Below are 21196 nucleotides of genomic sequence, written 5' to 3'. Positions count from 1 at the left end.
TCAGACGGGCTCCAGCTTCCGGTGGGGCCCGTCGGGCAGGGTCACCCTGATCTCGTCTCCCGGGCGGATCTCGCCGCCCGTCACGACGACGCCCATGATCCCCGCCTTGCGCACCAGCCCGCCGTCGTCGTCGCGGTCGAGCACCGCCTTCATGAGGCCCGGCTGGAACCCGTCGAGCTGGACGCACGGGTTGCGCAGCCCCGTCACCTCCACCACCGCCTCCGGGCCGAGCTGCAGCAGCGTGCCCGTGGGCAGGCCGAGCAGGTCGACGCCGCGGGTGGTCACGTTCTCGCCGATCTGGCCGGGCGCCACGGCGAAGCCGCGGCCCGCGAGCTCCTCGAAGAGTTCGGCGTGCACGAGGTGGACCTGGCGCAGGTTGGGCGCGTCGGGGGTGCGGGCCATCCGGCTGCGGTGGCGCACCTTCTCGCCGTAGTGGGCGTCGCCTTCGACGCCGAGCCCGGCGATCAGCCTGATGACGCCCTCGCTGGGCTTGCTGAAGGTGTACTGCGCCGATCTGCTGACCGCTTCGATGGAACCCACCCGGCGTCCTTCCCTTGATGTCCGTTACTTGTCGAGCATGACGTACACGCCGAGCAGGACGCCGGCGACCACGAGCAGGAAGCAGACGCCGCCCGCGACGCGGCCCGCCACCCTGCCGGACGATACGCCGATCAGCCCGACCGAGAACAGCGCGGCGATGCCCACGCCGCCGATGAGCGAGGCCACCAGCACCCGCCAGAGGGCGTCGACGTCGATGTAGCTCATACCGGGGTCCCCACCTGGGTGGGCGTGCCGCGCCCGACCCACTCGTCGTTGACGTTCCCGGCGTGCACGGCCGTCTTCCTGGACGCCACGTAGAGCAGGGCGGCGAAGACGACGGCCGCCGTGAAGACGACGATCACGCCGAGGGCGCCGCCGATGAGCTGGGCCGCGCCGAAGGCGATGGCGCCGACGAGGGCGGCGGCCGGGAGGGTGATCAGCCAGGCCACCCCCATGCGGGCCGCGACGCTCCAGCGCACCTGGGCGAGGCGTTTGCCGAGGCCGGCGCCGATCACCGAGCCGGTGCAGACCTGGGTGGTGGAGAGCGGGAAGCCGAAGTGGGTCGAGGTCAGGATGACCGTCGCCGACGACGCCTCGGCCGCGAAGCCCTGCGGGGTCTCGATCTCGGTCAGGCCCTTGCCGAGGGTGCGGATGACCCGCCAGCCGCCGATGTAGGTGCCGGCGGCGATGGCGGTGGCGCTGCACACGATCACCCAGAAGGGGGTGCCGGCGTCCTGGGTGATGGTGCCGTTGGCGATCAGGGCCAGGGTGATGATGCCCATGGTCTTCTGGGCGTCGTTGGTGCCGTGGGCGAGCGACACCAGCGACGCCGAGCCGATCTGCCCGATCTTGAAGCCCTTGGTGCGGGTCCTCTCGTCGACCTTCCTGGTCAGGACGTACACGAGGTAGGTGCCGATGGTGGCCACGAGGATGGCGGCGATCGGGGCGAGCACGGCCGGGACGATGACGTGGGAGACCAGCCCCTCCCCTTTGACGGCGTTCACGCCCGACGCGAGCAGGGTGGCGCCGACGACGCCGCCGATCAGGGCGTGCGAGGAGCTCGACGGGATGCCGTAGTACCAGGTCACCAGATTCCACGCGAGGCCGCCGACCAGCCCGGCGAACACGACGGTGAGGGTGATCGCCCCGCTCTCGACGATCCCGGTGGCGATCGTGGCCGCCACCTTCAGCGACAGGAACGCGCCGACGAAGTTCAGCACCGCCGACAACCCGACCGCGATCTTGGGTTTCAGCGCTCCGGTGGCGATCGAAGTGGCCATGGCGTTCGCGGTGTCGTGGAAGCCGTTGGTGAAGTCGAACGACAACGCGGTGATCACGACCACGATCAGGAGAATCAGGTCACCAGTCATAACCCGACATATATGTCGGGCCGACCCGTTTATGCGTCAAAGACAGTCAATGACCGATTATTCATCGGGTGTTAACCGCGCCAGATCGGAGCGGTGTACCCCAGGATCGGCGACGGCGCCCGCCAGGGCTCGTGCAGCATCGTCGTCGGGATGTTCGCCAGCTCGGGCACGTAGCGGCGGATGTACTCGCCGTCCTTGTCGAACCTCTTGGCCTGGCGGACGGGGTTGAGCACCCGGTTGGGCCGGGTGTCGTTGCCGGTGCCGGCCACCCACTGCCAGTTCCCGTAGTTGTTCGGGACGTCGGCGTCCAGCAGCAGTTCCTCGAAGTGGTCGGCCCCGACGCGCCAGTCGATGCCGAGCGTCTTGGTCAGGAACGAGGCGACGATCATGCGGGCCCGGTTGTGCATCCAGCCCTCGGCGGCGAGCTGGCGCATCCCGGCGTCGACGATGGGCACGCCGGTCATGCCCTCGCGCCAGGCGTCCTCGGCCTCCTTGTCGTGCCGCCACTCGCGCCGGCCGGGCCGGTAGTCCTCCCGCGGCAGGCCCGGGAAGGCGAGCGCGACCTGGGCGTAGAAGTCGCGCCAGCAGAGCTGCCGGACGAACTCCTCCGACGCGCCCGACCGGGTGGCCAGCTCCAGCGGCGAGACGCAGCCGAACCGCAGGTAGGGGCTGAGCCGGGAGGTGTGGTCGCCGGCCAGGTCGTCGTGGCCGGCGGCGTAGTCGCGCAGGCAGTGGCGCAGCCACAGGTCGAGGCGGCGGCGCACCTCGCGTTCGCCGCCGGGCAGATGGGGCCTGCGGCGCGGGCGGGGGATGTCGCCGGGCCGCACCTCGGGCATCGCGATCGTGTCGGGGGTCTCCGCGATCGACCGCCAGCGGATCTCCGACCAGGCGCGGAAGTAGGGGGTGAAGACCTTGTAGTGGTCGCCCGTGACGGGCTTGAGCTGGGCGGGCGGGACGATCGTGATGCCGGGGAAGGTGCGGAACTCGATGTTCTCGCGCCGGAAGCGGCCCTCCCTCTTGCGGGCCAGCGCGCTGACGTCGCCGCTGGTGTAGATCGCGGTGGCGCCGGTCTCGGCCGCGATCCGCATCGTCTCGGCGACCACGTTGCCGCGCCGGACCACCAGGTCGGCACCCCTCTCCCGCAGCGACGCGCGCAGGTCGTCCAGGCACTCGATGAGGAAGCCGGCCCGTCCGCGCGGCGGGATGGCCGGGTCGATCACGAACAGGGGCACCACCTGGCGCGCGTCCTGGCACGCCTGCTGCAGCGCGGGGTGATCGGTGACCCGGAGATCCCGGTTGAAGAGGAGAATGATGACATCCGGCACGACCGTACCTTCGTGAACTCCGCGTGACCGGTTGCATCCGATCGACGACCGCGCCCGAAAGCACGGGTGAGGAGGTACGGGACTGTGCCGGAACGGGAACCGACAGCCCCGAGCTACGGCATCGGCGCGGTAGCCCGGCGCTTCGGCCTGCCCGCCCCCACCCTGCGCACCTGGGACCAGCGCTACGGCCTGGGGCCGAGCCTGCGCACCGCGGGCGGCCACCGGCGCTACACCGAGCTCGACGTGCGCCGGATCGAGGAGATGCACCGCCTGGTGCGGTCGGGCGCGCCGGCGGCCGAGGCGGCCGAGGTGGCGCTCAAGATCCTGCGGCCCGGCTCGACGACCAGGAGCCGGGAGACCCGGCGATCGGCCGCCGGGTGGGACGAGCCCCTCTACTCCGCCGCCCAAGTCGCGCGGGCCGCGCTCACCCTCGACTCCTGGTTCGTCACCGCCGCCCTGGAGAACTGGCTGCGCGAACGCGGCGTCGCCGACACCTGGGACCACCTGGTCATCCCGGTCTTCGCCGCGATCTCCCGCCGCCAGGACGACACCGGCGCCGGCATCGATCTGGAGCACCTGTTCTCCGAACGGGTGCTGGCCGCCCTGGCCCCGCTGGTCGAGCGGCCCGCCGCGCCCGTCTGCCCGCGCCCGGTCCTGCTGGCCTGCGCCGAGGAGGAGCAGCACAGCCTCCCGCTGTTCGCGCTGGCCGCCGCGCTGACGGTCGAACACCAGGTGGAGTGCCGCGTCATGGGGGCCCGGATGCCCTACGACGCCCTCGCCGACGCCATCCGGCGGCTCGCCCCGGTCGCGGTGTTCCTGTGGTCGCAGCAGGCCGACACCGGCGACGCCGCGCCGCTGGCCGACCTGCCCCGGCTACGCCCCGCGTGCAGCCTCTTCGCGGGCGGGCCGGGGTGGCGTGATCTCCCCGCAGGTGTCGTCCACCTGCGATCTCTTGACGACGCCATCGCGTCGATCTGCGCTGTCCTGCGCTGAGCAGGGCATATTCCCGTCGAACCACTTGCACCTACGCCCGAGTGTGAATAGGTTTTGAGTAAGTTCTCAGATCGGGGAGGTCTCATGGACGGCGAGGAGATGGCGGTGACGGAGTGCTATCGAAGCCACGCGCCGCTGGTCCGCGGATATCTCCGGCACTTCGTCCCGCAGCAGGACGTCGAAGACGTGCTCCAGGTGGTGTTCGGCGAGGTCTGGCGGTCGCGCCGGCGCTATGACCCGAGCCGCAGCCTCGAAGGCTGGGTGCTGGGCATCGCCCGCAACCGGGCCATCGACTACCTGCGGGCCCGCCACCCGGCGACGGTGCCGCTCGACGGGGTGCCCGAGCCGAGCGACCACGTCGACGCGGCCCGCCGGCTCGACGACCTCGACCAGGTGCGCCGCGCCCTGCGGCACCTGCCCGAGGTGCAGCGCGAGGCGATCACGCTGGCCTACTACGGCGACCTGACGCAGCGCGAGATCGCCGAACGCCTCGACGTGCCGCTGGGCACCGTCAAGGCCCGCACCGCACGGGCGCTGCACAAGCTCTCGTCCGTGCTGACCGAGGCCGCATGAGACCCCGGGTCGGCGTGTCGAGTTGTCTCCTCGGGGAGCCGGTCCGGTTCAACGGCGGGCACAGCCGCGACCGTTTCCTGGCCGGCGAGCTGACCGAGCACGTCGACTGGGTGCCGTTCTGCCCCGAGGTCCAGGCGGGCCTGGGCACCCCGCGCGAGACGCTCCGCCTGGAGCAGCGCCCGGAGGAGAGCGAGCGGCTGATGCTCCGCAAGAGCCGCGTCGACCTGACCGCCACCATGCGCGAGGTCGCCGACCGGCGCATCGCCACCCTTGAGGTCGACGGGTACGTCTTCAAGTCGAAGAGCCCCTCCTGCGGCATCCACGGCATCCCCGTGTACGAGAACGACCACCCCGTCCGCCGCACCAAGGGCGTCTTCGCGCAGCGGGTCGTCGACGCCTACCCCCTGCTGCCCATCGAGGACGAGGGCCGCCTCAACGACGCCGTGCTGCGCGAGCAGTTCGTCGAGCGGATCTTCGCCCACGCCCGGTTGCGCGCCCTGTTCGAGTCCGACTGGAAACCGCGCGACCTGGTCGCCTTCCACTCGTGCCACAAGATGCAGCTGCTCGCCCACGACCCCGAGGGCTACCGGGCGGCCGGGCGGGTGGTCTCGCAGGCGGGCAGCGCCCCGCGCGAGGACCTGGAGCGCGACTACACGATCGCCTTCCAGAGCACCCTGGCCCGCAAGTCGTCGATCGGCCGCAACGTCAACGCCCTGCACCACTGCCTGGGCATGGTCGGCCACGCGCTCGACGACGCCCGGCGGGCCGACCTGCGGGAGGTCATCGCGGCCTACCAGGAGCACCAGGTGGCGATCACCGTGCCGATGACGCTGCTGCTGCACCACGCCAAGGGCGAGGCCGCCGACTACGTCCGCGACCAGACCTTCTTCGCACCGTTCCCGGCGGATCTGCGGCTCCGCAACCACGTACCGAATTGAGCCTCTAGCGTTACTTTTGTCGGGGAATGGCCGGTTTCATGGCCGACCTTCCCTTCCACGACCAGACCGACTTCGACAACGCCGACCGGGGCTTCGTGGCCCGGCTCGAACCCGGGGTGATCAGGTCCGCCGACGGCCGGATCGTCTGGAACTCCGACGCCTACCGCTTCCTCGACGGAGAACCCCCCGACTCCGCGAACCCGAGCCTGTGGCGGCAGGCCCGGTTGTGCGCCAAGCAGGGCCTCTACGAGGTCACCGACGGCGTCTACCAGGTACGCGGCCTCGACCTGTCGAACATGACCCTCGTCGAGGGCGAACGCGGCGTGATCGTCGTCGACCCGCTGATCTCCACCGAATGCGCCGCGGCGGCCCTCGGCCTCTACCGCGACCACCGGGGCGACCGCCCGGTCACCGGCGTGATCTACACCCACTCCCACGCCGACCACTACGGCGGCGTGCGCGGCGTCACCGACGGCCGGGACCTCCCGATCATCGCCCCGGCCGGGTTCATGGAACACGCCGTCGCCGAGAACGTGTACGCCGGCCCGGCCATGGCCCGGCGCAGCGTCTACATGTACGGCACCCCGCTGCCCGTCTCCCCCGAAGGCCAGATCGGCTGCGGCCTCGGCCTGACCACCTCGCAGGGCACGGTCAGCCTGCTCCCGCCGACGATCGACGTCACGGCGACGGGCCAGCTCGAAACGGTCGACGGCGTCCGGATCGTCTTCCAGCTCACCCCCGGCACCGAGGCCCCGGCCGAGATGAACTTCCTGTTCCCCGAGAAGCGGGCGCTCTGCCTGGCCGAGAACGCCACCCACAACCTGCACAACGTCCTGACCCTGCGCGGCGCGGCCGTCCGCGACGCCCGCGCCTGGTCGCGCTACCTCGCCCAGACCCTCGACCTGTTCGGCGACCACGCCGACGTCGCCTTCGCCTCCCACCACTGGCCCACCTGGGGCCGCGCCGAGATCGCCGCCTTCCTCACCGCCCAGCGCGACCTGTACGCGTACCTGCACGACCAGACCCTGCGGATGATCAACCAGGGTCTCACCGGCCCCGAGATCGCCGAACGCATCGAACTGCCGCCCGCCCTGGAGACCACCTGGAGCGCCCGCGGCTACTACGGCTCGGTCAGCCACAACGTGAAGGCCGTCTACCAGCGCTACCTGGGCTGGTTCGACGGCAACCCCGCCCACCTGTGGGAACACCCGCCCGTCGAACAGGCCAGACGCTACGTCGAATGCCTCGGCGGCCCCGACGCCACGGTCGCCAGGGCCACCCGCTACATCCAGGACGGCGACCTCCGCTTCGCCGCCACCCTGCTCAACCACGCCGTCTTCGCCGCGCCCGGCCACCACGAGGCCCGCCGCCGGCTGACCGAGGTCTACACCCGCCTGGGCCAGGGCGCCGAGAACGGCACCTGGCGCAACTTCTACCTGACCGGCGCCCTGGAACTGACCGCCAAACGGGCCCTCGGATCGGGCCCCGAGACCGCCTCGGCCGACGTCCTGACCGCGCTCTCCCTCGACCAGCTCCTGGAAGCGGTCGCGATCAGGGTCAACGGCCCGAAGGCGTGGAACGAGACCCTGTCGATCGACTGGAACCTCACCGACACCGGCGAACTGCGCCGCACCACGTTGTCGAACGGCGCCCTGATCATCGGCCCCGGCGGCCCGGCCGACCTCAGCCTCCGCCTGACCAAGCCCGAGTTCCTGGCGGTCCTGAACGGCCGGGAACCGGGCGACCACGAGGGCGACCTGGGCGTGCTCACCCGGCTGCTGAGCCTGCTCGACGACCCCGACCCGGGGTTCGCGATCGTCACACCTGAATGACGGCCAGGGACAGCGGCGGTAGATAGAGGTCCCGGCCGGTCAGGATGATCGCCTCGTCCGAGGCCAGCAGGATGCGGCCCGGCGGGACCCGGACCGGGACCGAGGTCTCGCCCAGGTTGGCCGCGACGCGGATCGAGCCGCGTTCGATCACCACCCAGTGGCGGTCGGCGTCGTAGTCGACTTTGACCAGCTCGAAGCGCGGGTCGGCCAGGTCGGGGTGGGACTTGCGCAGGGCGATCAGGTCGCGGTACCAGCCCAGCAGGGCGGCGTGTTCCTCCTCGGTGTTCTCCGACCAGTCGAGTTTCGAGCGCAGGAAGGTCTGTTCGTCCTGGGGATCGGGGGCCTTCCAGTCGTAGCCGAAATCGACGAACTCCTTCTCCCGGCGTTCTCCCTCGGTCGAGGAGAGGGCCGGGTCGAAATGGTCGGTGAAGAAGTAGAACGGCGTCGAGGCGCCCCACTCCTCGCCCATGAAGAGCATCGGGGTGAAGGGCGAGGTCAGCACCAGGCCCGAGGCGACCCACAGCTGGTCGACGGTCATCCGGTCGCCGGCCGGGCGGTTGCCGATCTGGTCGTGGTTCTGCGCGCACACCACGAACCGCCATCCGGGCAGCCCGGTCGCCGGGCGGCCATGGGAGCGGCCGCGGAACGACGAGAACGAGCCGTCGTGGAAGTAGGCCGAGGTCAGCACCTTGGCCAGCGAGGCGGGCCCGCCGAAGTCGCTGTAGTAGGCGTGGGTCTCGCCGGTCACGTTGGCGTGGACGGCATGGTGGACGTCGTCGTTCCAGGTCGCGTGCAGGCCGAAGCGGGTGACCAGGCCGGGGTCGTTGAGGTCGGACTCGGCGATCAGCGTCAGCGGGCGGCCCTGGATGGCCGACAGCACTTCGACCTCGGCGGCCAGTTCCTCCAGGAAGTGCACGGCCCGCTTGTCGTGCAGGGCGTGCACGGCGTCGAGCCGCAGGCCGTCGATGTGGTAGTCGCGCAGCCACTGGAGGGCGTTGCCGATGAAGTAGCGGCGCACCTCGTCGGAGCGGGGCCCGTCGAGGTTGACCGCGTCGCCCCAGTAGGAGCCCTTGTAGTCGTGTAAATAGGGCCCGAACCTGCTCAGGTAGTTGCCCGAGGGGCCGAGGTGGTTGTAGACGACGTCGAGGATGACGCCGATGCCGTTGCGGTGGCAGGCGTCGACGAGGGTCTTCAGGCCGTCGGGGCCGCCGTAGTCCTCCCGCACCGCCCACAGGTCGACGCCGTCGTAGCCCCAGTTCCGCTTTCCCGGTACGGGCGCCACCGGCATGATCTCGATGAAGTCGACGCCCAGGTCGATCAGGTGGTCGAGCTTGGCGACGGCGGCCTCGAAGGTGCCGCCGGGGGTGAACGTGCCGATGTGCAGCTCGTAGACGACCGCGCCGCGCAGGTCGCGGCCGCGCCAGTTCTGGTCGCCCCAGAGGAAGTGGTCGTGGTCGTACGCCCGGCTCGCCCCTTCGACGCCGTAGGGCTGGCGGAGGGTGCGCGGGTCGGGGAAGGGGCCGTCGCCGTCGACGTACAGGGTGTAGTCGGTGCCGTGGGGCAGGTCGGGGCCGCGCCACCACTCGCCGTCGGCCGTCAGGTCGCGGCGGCTGCCGCCGCTCTCGATCTCGACCCGTTCCGCCGTGGGGGCCCACACCTCGAACATGTTTCAGCTGCCTTCCAGGACGGCGACGGGGAATCGGGAGAGCAGGTGGGCCAGGGGCACCCGGCCGGTGTGTTCGGCCCCGGTCAGCAGGCACCTCCATCGGCCGGGCGGCAACATGATCGTGTCGCCGCCGAACCCGCCACGCCGCTCCAGTGCGGCGGGCAGCCGCGTCGCCACGGCCACCGCCTTGTCACCGCGCGCGAAGGCGATGGCGTTACCGCCGGCCTCGATCGGCGTATAGGACTCGTTCGCCGTAAACCGACTTCGCACGCGTAGGCAGGCGGTCACCGTCTGGAGTTTCTGCCCGTCCCAGCTGTCGTCGGGGTTCTCCAGCAGGGCGCGCCGGAACGCGTAGTCGACCGGCCGGCGGTTGTCGGGGTCGACGAGGGAGAAGTCGGTGGTCTCGTTGCCCTGGTAGAGGTCGGGCACGCCCGGCATCAGCAGCTGGACGACCTTCTGGCCCAGCGAGTTGGCGCGGGCGTAGCGGTCGACCACGGCGGTGAAGGAGGCCACCGAGAAGCCGCAGACCTCGACGGCCTTGCGGCAGAAGTCGCGCAGCCCGGCCTCGTAGACCGGGTCGGGCTCGACCCACGAGATCGCGGTCTTCGCCTCGCGGGCCGCCTTGAGCAGGTAGTTCGTGAACCGGTCGACGTCGATGGGCCAGGCCGCCATGAGCGACTGCCAGGCCAGGTAGTCGAGGGCCGGGTCGAACCTGACCTGGCCGCTCCACGACTCGACCGCGTCGGCCCACACGTCGGGCAGCTCCGACAACACGGCCAGCCGGGCCCGCACGTCTTCGGAGCGTTTGGTGTCGTGGGTCGACAGGGTCGTCATGGTGGTCGGGGTCATCACGGCGCAGAAGGCGTGGAACTCCTCGGGGGTGACCGAGAAGTGGTCGGGCTCGCCGCCGACCTCGTTGAGGCAGGCCAGCGGGAACCAGCGGTAGAGGGCGGTGTCTTCGACGCCCTTGGCCATGACGGGGCCGCAGGTCTGCTGGAAGCGGGTCACGGCCTCGGCGGGGCCGTACAGGACCTGGTGGGCGACCCGGGCGACGGCGCCGGGGTCGGTGCGGCGGCCCGCCTCGGCGGCGGCCGTCTCGACGAGCCGGACCGCCTCGGCCGACGGGGGTTCGCCGGGGTTGACGTAGGCGCGGTAGACGGGCATCGCGGCCAGCATCTCGACGACCGCGTCGTGCAGGCCCGGCTCGCCCAGGGCGCTTTCGAGGCGGTCGACCTCGCCGGTGAAGAACAACGACAACACGTGCTTCTTGGCCTCGTAGCGGACCGCGTCGTAGTCGGCGGAGACGCCGGTGCGCAGCGTGAAGGTCTTGATCAGTTTCTCGGCCCCGGCCGGGTCGACGAACAGCCGGGTGATCGCGTTGAGGGCCTCGTAGCCGGTGGTGCCCTCGCAGGGCCAGTCGGCGGGCAGCCGCTCGCGGCCGATGACGATCTTCTCCACCCATACCGGCACCGACGTGAACTGTCGGAGCCGTCGCAGGTAGCCGCGGGGGTCGGCCAGGCCGTCGGGGTGGTCGACCCGCAGCCCGTCGATCACCCCTTCGTCGATCAGGTCGAGGGTGACCCGGTGGGTGGCCTCGAACACCTCGTTGTCCTCGACTCTGAGGCCGATGAGCGACGAGACGTCGAAGAACCGCCGGTAGCCCGGCGGCTCGGTCCAGGGGACGAGGCGGTAGTGCTGGGCCGCCAGCAGCTCGCCGAGCGGCAGCCCCTCGGTGCCCGGCCGCAGCGGGAACTCGTGGTCCCAGTAGCGCAGCACCTCGCCGTCGACGGTGAACTCGGGGTGCTCCCCCAGCACCGGCAGCGCGACCGGGAAGGTCAGGTCGAACCAGGCGGCGTAGGGCGACTCGGGGCCCAGCCGCAGCACCGACCAGAGCTGGGCGTTGCCCGACTCGGGCACCGGCACCGTCATGTGGTTGGGCACGATGTCGGCGATGATCCGGAAGCCCTGCCCGGCCAGCTTGCGCAGCCCGTCGACGCCGCCGAACTCGGCGCGCACGCGCGAGTGGTCGGTGACGTCGTAGCCGTGCTGCGACCCGGCGACCGCCTGGAGCGTCGGCGACAGGTAGAGACCGCCGACGCCGAGACGGCGCAGGTAACCGGTCAGCTCGGACAGCTCGCCGAAGCCGAATTCAGGCGTGAGCTGGACACGGTAGGTCGACGTCACGATGGGCCCCTTACCCCGCTCCTCAGCGGGCAGAAACGTCACAAGCGGCGCAGAACCCGCACGGATCGTCCGGCGACCGGCACCGCCTCGCCGGCCCGGCACATCCGGGTGCCGGTCGCGATCGGCATCGCGGTGTCGAGTTCGGTCTCCCACATCTCGCCGTAGTCGCTGGGGATGGTGAACTCGATCGCCTCGTAGTGGGCGTTGAAGAGCAGCAGGAACGAGTCGTCGACGATCCGCCGGCCCCGGCTGTCGGGCTCGGTGATCGCCTCGCCGTTCAGGAACACCGCCAGCGCCTTGGCGTAGCCGTTGTTCCAGTCCTGGTCCTCCATCTCGGTGCCCGAGGGGGTCAGCCAGGCGATGTCGGACAGGGAGTCGCCGGAGCCGCGTACCGGACGCCCGTAGAAGAACCGCCGCCGCCGGAACACCGGGTGCTCGCGGCGCAGCTTGGAGATGCGCCGGGTGAAGTCGAGGAAGAGCCAGTTCTCGGTCCAGTCGACCCAGGCGATCTCGTTGTCCTGGCAGTAGGCGTTGTTGTTGCCGCCCTGCGTGCGGCCCAGTTCGTCGCCGTGGGAGAGCATCGGCACGCCCTGCGACAGGAACAGCGTGGCCAGGAAGTTGCGCTTCTGCTGCTCGCGCAGCTGCGCGACCGGCCCGGTGGCGGGGCCCTCGACCCCGCAGTTCCACGACCGGTTGTCGTTCGCGCCGTCGCGGTTCTCCTCGCCGTTGGCCTCGTTGTGCTTGTCGTTGTACGAGACCAGGTCCTCCAGCGTGAACCCGTCGTGGCACGTGACGAAGTTGATGGAGGCCGCCGGGCGGCGGGAGTCGAGCTGGTAGAGGTCGCTCGACCCGGTGAGCCGGGAGGCGAACTCGGGCAACCGGGCGGGCTCGCCGCGCCAGACGTCGCGGATGGTGTCGCGGTACTGCCCGTTCCACTCGGTCCAGCGGGCCGGGAAGTTGCCGACCTGGTAGCCGCCGGGACCGACGTCCCAGGGCTCGGCGATCAGCTTGACCTGCGAGAGCACCGGGTCCTGCTGGACGAGGTCGAAGAAGGCCGACAGGCGGTCGACGTCGTGCAGCTCACGGGCGAGCGAGGACGCCAGGTCGAACCGGAACCCGTCGACGTGCATCTCGGTGACCCAGTAGCGCAGCGAGTCCATGATCAGCTGGAGCGCGTGGGGCGAGCGCATGAGCAGGCTGTTGCCGGTGCCCGTGGTGTCCATGTAGTAGCGGTTATCGCTCTCGACCAGCCGGTAGTAGTTGGCGTTGTCGATGCCCCGCATGCTGAGCGTCGGCCCGAGGTGGTTGCCCTCGGCCGTGTGGTTGTAGACGACGTCGAGGATGACCTCGATGCCGGCCTCGTGCAGCGCCTTGACCATGGCCTTGAACTCGAGGACCTGCCCGCCGCGCTCCCCCGAGGAGGAGTAGGCGTTGTGGGGGGCGAAGAACCCGATGGTGTTGTATCCCCAGTAGTTCGACAGGCCGCGCTTCTCGAGGATGTGGTCGGTGACGAACTGGTGGATCGGCATCAGCTCGATCGCGGTGACCCCGAGCGAGGTCAGGTGGTCGATGATCGCCGGGTGGCCGATGGCGGCGTAGCTGCCCTTGATCCGGTCGGGCACCCCGGGGTGCCGGATCGTCAGGCCCTTGACGTGGGCCTCGTAGATCACCGTGTCGTGGTAGGGCGTCTGCGGCGGCCGGTCGTGGCCCCAGCCGAAGAACGGGTTGATGACGATGCTGCGCGGCACGTAGGGGGCCGAGTCGCTGTCGTCGCGGCTGGCCGGGTCGCCGAAGGTGTAGCCGTAGACCGCCTGGTCCCAGGTCACGGCGCCTTCGATGGCCTTGGCGTAGGGGTCGATCAGGAGTTTGCGCGGGTTGCAGCGTTGCCCCTGCTTGGGGTCGTAGGGGCCGTGCACGCGGTAGCCGTAGCGCTGCCCCGGCTGGATGCCCGGCAGGTAGCAGTGCCAGACGTGGCCCTCCACCTCGGAGAGGGTCACGCACTCCTCATTGCCCTCGTCGTCGAACAGGCAGAGGTCCACCCGGTCGGCGACCTCGGAGAAGAGCGCGAAGTTGGTGCCCGCGCCGTCATATGTCGCGCCGAGCGGATAAGGATCCCCCGGCCAGATCTCTCGCATCTTCATATGCTCCATCGCGGGGACTCTCTTTGCCCGCATATCGCGAGTTACTCCCACGGGCCGGGAAAACCTCGGTTTCGTGGGGAAACGGACGCGTTACAAACCAGCAACAACCTGGCAGAACAATCTTGTATGGACAGTAGCGAGGTGCGCTTCCTCGAAGTTCACGGGTACAGGCGGGCCTACCGGATAGCCGGGGCGGGGCCGCCTCTGCTGCTGATCCACGGCATCGCCGACAGCTCCGAGACGTGGAAGCCCGTCATCGACATGCTGGCCGAGCACCACACCGTGATCGCCCCCGACCTCCTCGGCCACGGCGACTCCGACCGTCCCCGCGCCGACTACTCGGTGGCCGCCTACGCCTGCGGCATGCGCGACCTGCTGGGCGTTCTGGGCGTCGACGAGGTGACCGTGGTCGGCCACTCCCTCGGCGGCGGCATCGCGATGCAGTTCGCCTACCAGTTCCCCGAACGCTGCGAGCGCATGGTGCTGGTGAGCAGCGGCGGCGTCGGCCGCGAGGTCCACCCCCTGCTCCGGCTGGCCGCCGGCCCGCTCGCCGCCGAGACCGGCCTCGCCGTCGCCACCTCGGCCCCCGTCCAGCACCTGGTACGCCTGGCCGCCCCGCTGCTGAAGCGAGGCCTGCGCATGGGCCCCGACTTCGACCACGTGCTGGCCCGCTACCAGGGGCTGACCAGCATGACGGCCCGGCAGGCGTTCATGCGGACGCTGCGCGCCGGGGTCGACCTCAGCGGCCAGGTGATCACCATGCTCGACCGCTGCTACCTGACGGCCGGCATGCCCACCCTGATCATCTGGGGCGCCAACGACTCGGTCATCCCCGCGGCCCACGCGGCCGTCGCCCACCAGGCCATGCCCGGCAGCCGGCTGGCCGTCTTCCCCCAGACCGGCCACTTCCCCCACCACGACCAGCCCGAGCGCTTCGTCGAGACGGTCGTCGACTTCGTCAAGAGCACCCACCCCCAGCGGTACGACCAGGAGAAGTGGCGCGAGTTCCTCCGCACCGGCCACACCTTTCCCCCGGAGACCTCGAGTGGCAGTTAGGCCGTCTTACTTTCACCTGTTTCTTCTCGTGGATTCCCGAGACCGCTCCGAAGAGCACCAGAGACCTCTACTACATGGGCGGTGACGGTACCGCGATGGGAGAGGCTGCGGCAGGAAGTGCGGGACGAACAGGCCGACGCGCGGATCACCCAGGGCGAGGTGGCGGACGGAGGCGTCCGCAACTGGCCAGGCGACCTAGCGCAGCACGTCGAAGGCGGGGCCGATCCGCCGGTCGGTGATCGTCGGGCCGTGGGCCGTCGCGAGGGCGGTGAGTTCCATGGCGGCGAGCCGGTCGACGTACCCGCCGAAGACCACGGGGTCCAGCCAGGCCCGCCATGGGCTGAGGGCCGTGGCGAAGCGGTCGACCGACTCCAGGTGCTCCTCGGCGGGCAGGTCGGCGGCGTCGGCCGTGGGGTGGGGGACCACGGCGCCGAAGCAGTCGGCCGCCCAGTAGACGCCCGTCCGGGTGTCGTAGAGGCCCAGGGTGGCGGGGGCGTCGTAGAACGGCGGGCGGATCGCGGTGAGGGTGCGGTCGCCGGCCGGGAACGACTCGTCGGCGCGGATGTGGCGCACGCGCCGCCGGGGATCGAGCGGAGGGTGGCGCAGGCGGCCGGTGACCAGGGTCGCGCGGGGGCACAGGTCCAGGGTCGTCGTCAGGTTGCCGACGTGGTCGGGGTCGTCGTGGCTGATGAAGATCCAGCGGACGTCCGCCGGTTCGACCACGGAGAAGACGTCCTCCAGCCACTGGTCGCGGTGCACGTCCGAGCCGGTGTCCACCAGCACCGGCTCCCGGCCCGTGATCACCATGGTGTTGACGAAGCCGAACCCGTCGGCGGCCGGGACGAGGCGTGGGACCAGCACGGTGTCGGGGGCGATGCGATGCGGTTCGAGCATGCGGTCCAGCGTCGCGGCTCCGGCTTGGCCGTTTCTTGCCGGGCACTTGGCCGCCGGGCCGGTCAGTGCGGCAGGCCGGCCCGCCGGGCGAACTCGTCGGCCGACTTCCGCAGCGCGGCGGAGTCGCGGCCCAGCACGTCGGCCAGGCGGGCCAGGCAGCGGTCGGCCACCGCCCAGCCGAGCACGCGCCCGGCGCAGACCTCCAGGTGGGGGTAGAGGGCCCGGGCCGCCTCCTGATCGCCGAAGGCCACGATGAGCTCGGTGAGCAGGTCGGGGACGATCCGGTAGGCGAGGTCGCCGACCATCACGGCGAAGCCGTCGCGCGACAGGGCGGCGAAGATCTCCCTCGACTCCTCCTCCCGGCCGACGTCGAGCAGCAGGGCGCAGCGCAGGACCGTCCACATCTGCTCCTGGTGGACGATCTCCAGGGCCGCCGCCGAGTCGCCCTCGGCGCGCAGCCGCAGGGCGCGCATCAGGTCGGCGCGCGACTTCGGGCCCCGGCCGCCCTCCGGGTGGGCGCGGGCGGCCTCCGCCGCCTCGGCCTCGGCCAGGGCCAGGTCTCCGAGCATGTACGCCCTGATCGCCGCCTGCCAGGCCGCCAGGCCCACCAGAGCGGGGCGGCGCAGTTCGGCGGCGGTCCGGCGCAGCCAGTCGAGGATCGGCCGGCCCTCGTCGAAGCGGCCCTGGGTGAACAGCTCGACGTACCAGGCCTCCCGGACCAGCCACTCGTCGACCAGGTCGACGCCGACGCCGCGCATCCGGTCGAGCAGGGCCGCGCGCTCCTCGACCGGGGCGACGCCGCGCGAGAGGAGTTCGGCCGCGCTCAGCGCCCGCAGCAGCGAGCGGTCGTCGGGGGCCTCCTCGATGGCCCGGGCGGCCAGGGCGCGGCTGTCGTCCATCGGGCGGGTGAAGGCGCCGATGATCGCCGAGGCCGACAGCAGCATGGAGCGCCAGCGGGCGCCCGCCCCGCTCAGCGCCCGGTCGATGCGCTCGACCAGGACGGCGGTGGCGTTCAGCTCCTCGTACATGGCCCAGACCAGCGGGTCGGAGAAGCCCAGGGCCGCGCGGGCGAGGCGTTCGCCGTCGCCCAGGTCGTCGGCGACGGCGACGGCCTCGTCCAGCACCGGGTGGACGCGGGAGTTGAGCCCCGCCACGGTCAGCGCCTCGGCTAGCTCGATGAGCAGGTCGCAGCGGAGCGCCAGGTCGGTGACGGGCAGCTGGCCCGTGAGGGCCACGGCGTGCTCCAGGTGGACGGCGGCGTCCTCGTGGGCGAACTGGCCGGCGGCGTGCCGGGCGGCGGCGCGGGCGTAGGTGATGGCCTTGGCGGCCATGCCCGAGATGACCAGGCCCTCGCGGTAGTGGTAGGCCAGCTCCCCGGGCTGGGTGCCGCGGCCTTCGAGCACGGCCGCGACCCGGGCGTGCATGCGGCGGCGGCGCAGCGGGGCGAGCCCGTCGCGCAGCACCTCGCGCACGATGTCGTGGCCGAACGAATAGGTCAGCTGCCGCTCGGTCAGCAGCCGGGCCTGCACCGCCGCGTCGAGCACGTCGAGCACCTGGTCCTGCGGCAAGTCGAGCACGTCGAGCAGCACGCCCAGCTCGGTCTCCCGGCCGATCAGCGCGGCGGCGCTCAGCACGTCGTGGGCGCCCGGCGGCAGCGCGGCCAGCCGTCCGCGCAGCACCTCGGCCATCGCGCCCGGGGTGTCGCCCAGGCCGAGGAAGAACGGGTTGCCGCCGGTCCGCCGCAACTCCACCCCGGCCTTCAGCGGGTCGCCGCCCGAGCGGGCCAGGTACTCGGCCACGGCGTCCTCGGGCAGCCCGCCCAGGGTCACGCCCTCGACGTGGGGCAGGCGGCGCAGCGCCGCCAGCGTGCGGGCCAGCGACTCACCGACCTCGGTGTCGCGGTAGGTCGCCAGCACGGTCAGCCCCGGGCACGAGCGGGTGGTGGCCAGGAAGTCGAGCAGGCGCAACGAGGCGGCGTCGGCCCACTGGAGGTCGTCGAGCACGACCACCGCCGGGCCGGCCGCGTTGACCAGGCGGGCGACGGCTTCGTACAGGGGGAACTCGCCGGTGGCGGCGGTGATCTCGGCCAGCTCGCCGTCGCGGCCGGTCAGTTCGCGCAGCGCCGTCACCCACGGCCAGAACGGCGGCGCGCCGCCGCCGTCCCAGCAGCGCCCGACGACGGCCCGCGCGCCGGGCGCGCGATGGGCGGCGGCCTCCACCAGGCTCGTCTTGCCGATGCCGGGCTCCCCCGCGACCAGCACGATCCGGTGTCCCGGCGCCTCGACGGCGGCGGCCAGCCGGGCCAGCTCGGCCGAGCGGCCCAGGATCTCCGCCGCCGGGGGCTGGGCGGCCACCCTGACCGCGACCGTCGGCGAGAGCGCGGCGTCCTGGGCGAGGATGCGCGCCTCCAGCTCGCGGGTGCGCGGGTCGGGGTCGAGGCCGAGTTCGTCGACGAGCAGCCGCCGCCCCTCGGCCAGCAGGGCGAGCGCGTCGGCCTGGCGGCCCGCCTGGTAGAGGGCGTGCGCGGCGTGTCTCCTGACCCGTTCTCTCGTCGGGTACGCCGCCACCAGCCGCACCAGCTCCGGCACCAGCTCGGACCCCCGGCCGAGCGCGAGGTCGGCCTCGTTGGCCTCCTCGACGACGGTCAGCCGCAGCTCGTCGAGGGCCACCCGCTCCTCGCGCGCCCAGGGGAGGTTCTCGAACCCGGTCAGCGCGTCGCCGCGCCACTCACTGAGTGCCAGCCGGAACTCCCGGGCCGCCTTCCCGGCGTCGCCCGCCCCGAGCAGCCGCCGCCCCTCGTCGACCCGCGCGCTCACCCGGCGCAGGTCGACGTCGCCGTCGGGGATGTCGAGGGCGTAGCCGCCGGCCCGCCCGACCAGCACGGCCGCGGCGCCCCGGCGCGACCGGCCCGGTTCGAGCACCCGCCGCAACTTCGAGATGTACGCCTGCACGGTGTTGACCGCGCTGACCGGGGGCTCCTCCTCCCACAGGGCGTCGATGATGCGCGTCACCGTCACCGGCCGGGGTGAGGCCAGCAGACAGAGCGCCAGCACCGACCGCTGTTGGAGCGGTCCGATGTCAAGGGCGACGCCGTCGGCGCCGATCACCGAAATGGGCCCGAGCACCCGGAATTCCATTGGGGGATGCTACCGAAAAAGGGCTAATGTCCGGCTCTGCGCAACAACCGGCGCGCCGGTCGCGGGCCGGTCGTACGGAGCCAGATCTGGATGGCCGCGCCGCCCAGCGGCGACCGGTCGACCTTGAGGTGGCCGCCCGTCGACTCGGCCAGCCGGCGGGCGATGTCGAGCCCGAGACCGGTCGACCCCGCGCCGCTGCGGCCGCGCTCCAGCGCGCCCGCCGGGTCGTCGATGCCCGGCCCGGCGTCGGCGACCAGGATGCCGACCATGCCCGAGCCCTGGTGGAGGGTGACGGTGAAGGCGGTGCGTTCGGGGGTGTGCCGGAACACGTTGCCGAGGGTGGCGTCGATGACCGCGCTCAGGTCGGCCGCCGCGACGGGCACCTTGGCGGGCTCCTCGGCGCCGTGCAGATCCCACGGCCGGCCCTGGTCCTCGGCCAGCGCCGACCAGAAGGCGAGCCGCTCCGTCAGCACCGCGGCGGCGTCGCAGCCCTGCACCGGGCGGGAGGGCCGGCGTGCGGTCTCGATGATGGCGTCGACCTCACGTTCGAGCCGGTCGACCTGCTCGGCGGCCGGGCCGTGGTTGCCGACGTGCAGGCGCAGGGCGGTGAGCGGGGTGCGCAGCCGGTGGGACAGGTCGGCGGCGAGTTCCCGCTCGGCCGCGAGCAGCCCGGCGACCTGGTCGGCCATGGTGTTGAACGCCTGCCCGGCGGCGACCAGCTCCGGCGGCCCCGCCGGGGTGATGCGCACCGACAGGTCGCCCGCGCCCAGGGCGCTCGCGGCCTCGCCCAGCGACCGGGTCGCCCGCACCATCCGCGACCCGAGCCGGTCGGCCACCACCACCGAGCCCGCGACCAGCGCGACGGCCACCCCCGTGAGCACCGCCCACGAGGCGGCCACTCCCCTGCTGAGGGCGGCGTCGGGGACGTACACCTCGATGACCGCCCTGCCTCCCCGGTCGAGCGCGACCGGGCGGAGCAGCGCGAACCCGCCCGCGACCCGGATCGTCTGGGCGCGGGCGGTGGCGGGGTCGAGCCCGCTGACCCGGCTGACGCCGACCGAGCCGCCGTCGAGATGCACGGCCAGCCGGCTCGCGCCCCCGGCGGCGGTGCTGGCCAGCGCCGGTTCGAGGCGCTCGGGGTCGGTGGTGACGACGAGCGCCGGGACGATCATGCTGGCCTGGCGTTCGGCGTCGTTCAGCGCCCGGCTCTCGGCGGCCTGCCGGACGGCGGCGGCCAGCGGGACCAGGAACGCGAGCGCGACCATGGCCGTCACGGCGACGGCGACGAGCGCCAGGCTCCTGCGCATGGGACAGGAATATACGGCGTGGTGCCGTAAACTCGTCGATTCCCATCTGGAGGCCCTCACCGTGGCTCACATCGCCATGTTCGCCGTGCCCGCGCACGGCCACGTCAACCCGTCGCTGGCCGTCATCGCCGAGCTGGTCCGGCGCGGTCACCGGGTGACCTTCCCGACCACCGCCGACTTCACCGAGGCGGTCGCGGCCTCCGGCGCGGAGCCGCTGCCGCACGACTCCGTCTTCCCGCCGCCGGGCCGGCCGTGGCCCTACGCCGACGACGACCTCCTGATGGCCTTCCGGTGCTTCCTCGACGAGGCCGTCCACGTGCTCCCGCAGGTGGAGAAGCTCTACGAGGACGACCGGCCCGACGTCGTCATGTACGACATCGGCGGCTACGCCGGGCACGTGCTGGCCCGTAAGCACGGCATCCCGGCCATCCAGCTCTCGCCCACCTACGTCGCCTGGGAGGGCTACGAGGAGGAGGTCGCCGCCGGCGTCGAGGCGATGGTCCGCGCGGTGCCCGGGGGCGACGACTACTACGCCGACTTCACGTCGTGGCTGGCCGCGAACGGCGTCGAGATCCCCTGCGACCAGTTCACCGGCCGTCCCGAACGCTGCGTCGCGCTGATCCCGAAGGTGCTCCAGCCCAACGCCGACCGGGTCTCCGACCGGGTCTCCTTCGTCATGCCGACCCTCGCCGACCGCGCCCACCAGGGCGACTGGACACCGCCGGACGACAGGCCCGTGCTGCTGGTGTCCCTCGGTTCGGCCTTCACCGACCGGCCGGAGTTCTACCGGAACTGCGTCGAGGCGTTCTCGGGGATCGGGTGGCACGTCGTGCTGCAGATCGGCGCCCGCACCGACCCCGCGGTGCTCGGCGAGGTGCCCGGCGACGTCGAGGTGCACCCGTGGGTGCCGCAACTGGCGATCCTGGCCCGAGCCTCGGCGTTCGTCACCCACGCCGGCATGGGCGGCACGAGGGAGGGGCTCTACCACGGCGTGCCGATGATCGCGGTGCCGCAGGCGGCCGACCAGTTCCAGAACGCCGACCGCCTCCAGGAGCTCGGCGTCGGGCTGCACGTCCCGGCGGACGAGGCCACCCCGGAACGGCTGCGCCAGGCTCTGCTCGACCTGACCTCCGATCCCGGGGTCGCGGCGCGCCTGGCCGCCATCAAGGAGGACCTGCACGCCGGTGGCGGCACGGCGAAGGCCGCCGACCTGGTGGAGGCGCTGCTCCGACCCTGAAGG

16 protein-coding genes are annotated in these 21196 nt (G+C 71.9%); 6 read left to right on the top strand and 10 right to left on the bottom strand.

Annotated features, from left to right (window positions below):
- The 4 genes from AW271_RS11515 to AW271_RS11500 all read right to left on the bottom strand — a co-directional run bounded on the left by AW271_RS11515 (position 1) and on the right by AW271_RS11500 (position 3235).
- On the bottom strand, positions 1–540 hold the full coding sequence (locus AW271_RS11515) for an MOSC domain-containing protein (RefSeq protein WP_062335739.1): 540 nt from the start codon (positions 538–540) through the stop codon (positions 1–3).
- 24 nt (positions 541–564) lie between these two features.
- Entirely contained in the window at positions 565–765 is a 201-nt protein-coding gene (locus tag AW271_RS11510) for a hypothetical protein (RefSeq protein ID WP_062335737.1), read from the bottom strand.
- Complete coding sequence (locus AW271_RS11505) at positions 762–1910, bottom strand: inorganic phosphate transporter (RefSeq protein WP_062335735.1); 1149 nt, start codon at positions 1908–1910, stop codon at positions 762–764. The genes AW271_RS11510 and AW271_RS11505 overlap by 4 nt, the downstream gene beginning before the upstream one ends.
- A gap of 71 nt (positions 1911–1981) precedes the next feature.
- Positions 1982–3235: a cryptochrome/photolyase family protein gene (locus tag AW271_RS11500; RefSeq protein ID WP_062335733.1), complete on the bottom strand. Its 1254-nt coding sequence runs from the start codon at positions 3233–3235 to the stop codon at positions 1982–1984.
- Between the two features lie 84 nt (positions 3236–3319).
- Between AW271_RS11500 and AW271_RS11495 the strand changes: the two genes are divergently transcribed.
- From AW271_RS11495 to AW271_RS11480, 4 genes are all read left to right on the top strand, one after another.
- Positions 3320–4228 (top strand): MerR family transcriptional regulator, encoded by a 909-nt coding sequence (locus AW271_RS11495; protein WP_062335731.1) that lies wholly within the window; start codon positions 3320–3322, stop codon positions 4226–4228.
- An 84-nt stretch (positions 4229–4312) separates the two neighbouring features.
- Positions 4313–4801, top strand: coding sequence for an RNA polymerase sigma factor (locus AW271_RS11490; RefSeq protein WP_062335729.1), 489 nt, complete (start codon positions 4313–4315; stop codon positions 4799–4801).
- Positions 4798–5739 carry a YbgA family protein gene (locus AW271_RS11485; protein WP_062335727.1) on the top strand — a complete coding sequence of 314 codons (942 nt, stop codon included), beginning with the start codon at positions 4798–4800 and terminating at the stop codon, positions 5737–5739. Before AW271_RS11490 ends, AW271_RS11485 begins: the two co-directional genes overlap by 4 nt.
- Positions 5740–5777: 38 nt before the next feature.
- Positions 5778–7571 carry an alkyl/aryl-sulfatase gene (locus AW271_RS11480; protein ID WP_062336422.1) on the top strand — a complete coding sequence of 598 codons (1794 nt, stop codon included), beginning with the start codon at positions 5778–5780 and terminating at the stop codon, positions 7569–7571.
- Here AW271_RS11480 and treZ read toward each other — a convergent pair.
- Genes treZ through glgX form a run of 3 tightly spaced genes read right to left on the bottom strand, consistent with a single transcriptional unit; the run spans position 7558 to position 13556 of the window.
- Positions 7558–9237 (bottom strand): malto-oligosyltrehalose trehalohydrolase, encoded by a 1680-nt coding sequence (gene treZ, locus AW271_RS11475; RefSeq protein ID WP_062335726.1) that lies wholly within the window; start codon positions 9235–9237, stop codon positions 7558–7560. The two genes, AW271_RS11480 and treZ, sit on opposite strands and share 14 nt — an antisense overlap.
- Positions 9238–9240: 3 nt before the next feature.
- Positions 9241–11421, bottom strand: a complete 2181-nt coding sequence (gene treY / locus AW271_RS11470; protein ID WP_245653030.1) for a malto-oligosyltrehalose synthase — start codon at positions 11419–11421, stop codon at positions 9241–9243.
- 38 nt (positions 11422–11459) lie between these two features.
- On the bottom strand, positions 11460–13556 hold the full coding sequence (gene glgX / locus AW271_RS11465) for a glycogen debranching protein GlgX (protein ID WP_062336418.1): 2097 nt from the start codon (positions 13554–13556) through the stop codon (positions 11460–11462).
- 132 nt (positions 13557–13688) lie between these two features.
- Between glgX and AW271_RS11460 the strand changes: the two genes are divergently transcribed.
- Positions 13689–14618 (top strand): alpha/beta fold hydrolase, encoded by a 930-nt coding sequence (locus tag AW271_RS11460; protein ID WP_062335724.1) that lies wholly within the window; start codon positions 13689–13691, stop codon positions 14616–14618.
- A 195-nt stretch (positions 14619–14813) separates the two neighbouring features.
- On the opposite strand, the gene AW271_RS11455 is transcribed toward AW271_RS11460, so the two are convergent.
- From AW271_RS11455 to AW271_RS11445, 3 genes are all read right to left on the bottom strand, one after another.
- The gene (locus tag AW271_RS11455; RefSeq protein WP_062335722.1) at positions 14814–15512 is read right to left on the bottom strand and encodes an oxygen-binding di-iron domain-containing protein; all 699 of its coding nucleotides are present in this window, start codon (positions 15510–15512) and stop codon (positions 14814–14816) included.
- A gap of 62 nt (positions 15513–15574) precedes the next feature.
- A complete protein-coding gene (locus AW271_RS11450) occupies positions 15575–18649 on the bottom strand; it encodes an ATP-binding protein (protein ID WP_062335720.1) in 3075 nt (1024 codons plus the stop codon).
- Positions 18650–18672: 23 nt separating this feature from the next.
- Positions 18673–19956, bottom strand: coding sequence for a HAMP domain-containing sensor histidine kinase (locus AW271_RS11445; protein WP_062335718.1), 1284 nt, complete (start codon positions 19954–19956; stop codon positions 18673–18675).
- On the opposite strand from AW271_RS11445, the gene AW271_RS11440 reads away from it, so the two are divergent.
- Positions 19955–21193: a macrolide family glycosyltransferase gene (locus AW271_RS11440; RefSeq protein ID WP_218008032.1), complete on the top strand. Its 1239-nt coding sequence runs from the start codon at positions 19955–19957 to the stop codon at positions 21191–21193. The genes AW271_RS11445 and AW271_RS11440 overlap by 2 nt on opposite strands.
- Positions 21194–21196: the final 3 nt, after the last annotated feature.

Origin of the sequence: Herbidospora sakaeratensis (assembly GCF_001570525.1) — a bacterium.
In the GTDB taxonomy this organism is placed as follows: Bacteria; Actinomycetota; Actinomycetes; order Streptosporangiales; family Streptosporangiaceae; genus Herbidospora; species Herbidospora sakaeratensis.
Note: the sequence above shows the minus strand (reverse complement) of the source record. Positions and strands in the feature narration are given on the sequence as shown.

Bases quoted from the DNA above. Each gene is read 5' to 3' on its own strand.
- treZ (WP_062335726.1), bottom strand. From the start codon at position 9,237: ATGTTCGAGGTGTGGGCCCCCACGGCGGAACGGGTCGAGATCGAGAGC.
- AW271_RS11445 (WP_062335718.1), bottom strand. From the start codon at position 19,956: ATGCGCAGGAGCCTGGCGCTCGTCGCCGTCGCCGTGACGGCCATGGTC.
- AW271_RS11485 (WP_062335727.1), top strand. From the start codon at position 4,798: ATGAGACCCCGGGTCGGCGTGTCGAGTTGTCTCCTCGGGGAGCCGGTC.
- glgX (WP_062336418.1), bottom strand. From the start codon at position 13,556: ATGCGAGAGATCTGGCCGGGGGATCCTTATCCGCTCGGCGCGACATAT.
- AW271_RS11455 (WP_062335722.1), bottom strand. From the start codon at position 15,512: ATGCTCGAACCGCATCGCATCGCCCCCGACACCGTGCTGGTCCCACGC.
- AW271_RS11505 (WP_062335735.1), bottom strand. From the start codon at position 1,910: ATGACTGGTGACCTGATTCTCCTGATCGTGGTCGTGATCACCGCGTTG.
- AW271_RS11480 (WP_062336422.1), top strand. From the start codon at position 5,778: ATGGCCGACCTTCCCTTCCACGACCAGACCGACTTCGACAACGCCGAC.
- AW271_RS11490 (WP_062335729.1), top strand. From the start codon at position 4,313: ATGGACGGCGAGGAGATGGCGGTGACGGAGTGCTATCGAAGCCACGCG.
- AW271_RS11440 (WP_218008032.1), top strand. From the start codon at position 19,955: ATGGGACAGGAATATACGGCGTGGTGCCGTAAACTCGTCGATTCCCAT.
- AW271_RS11450 (WP_062335720.1), bottom strand. From the start codon at position 18,649: ATGGAATTCCGGGTGCTCGGGCCCATTTCGGTGATCGGCGCCGACGGC.
- AW271_RS11510 (WP_062335737.1), bottom strand. From the start codon at position 765: ATGAGCTACATCGACGTCGACGCCCTCTGGCGGGTGCTGGTGGCCTCG.
- AW271_RS11460 (WP_062335724.1), top strand. From the start codon at position 13,689: ATGGACAGTAGCGAGGTGCGCTTCCTCGAAGTTCACGGGTACAGGCGG.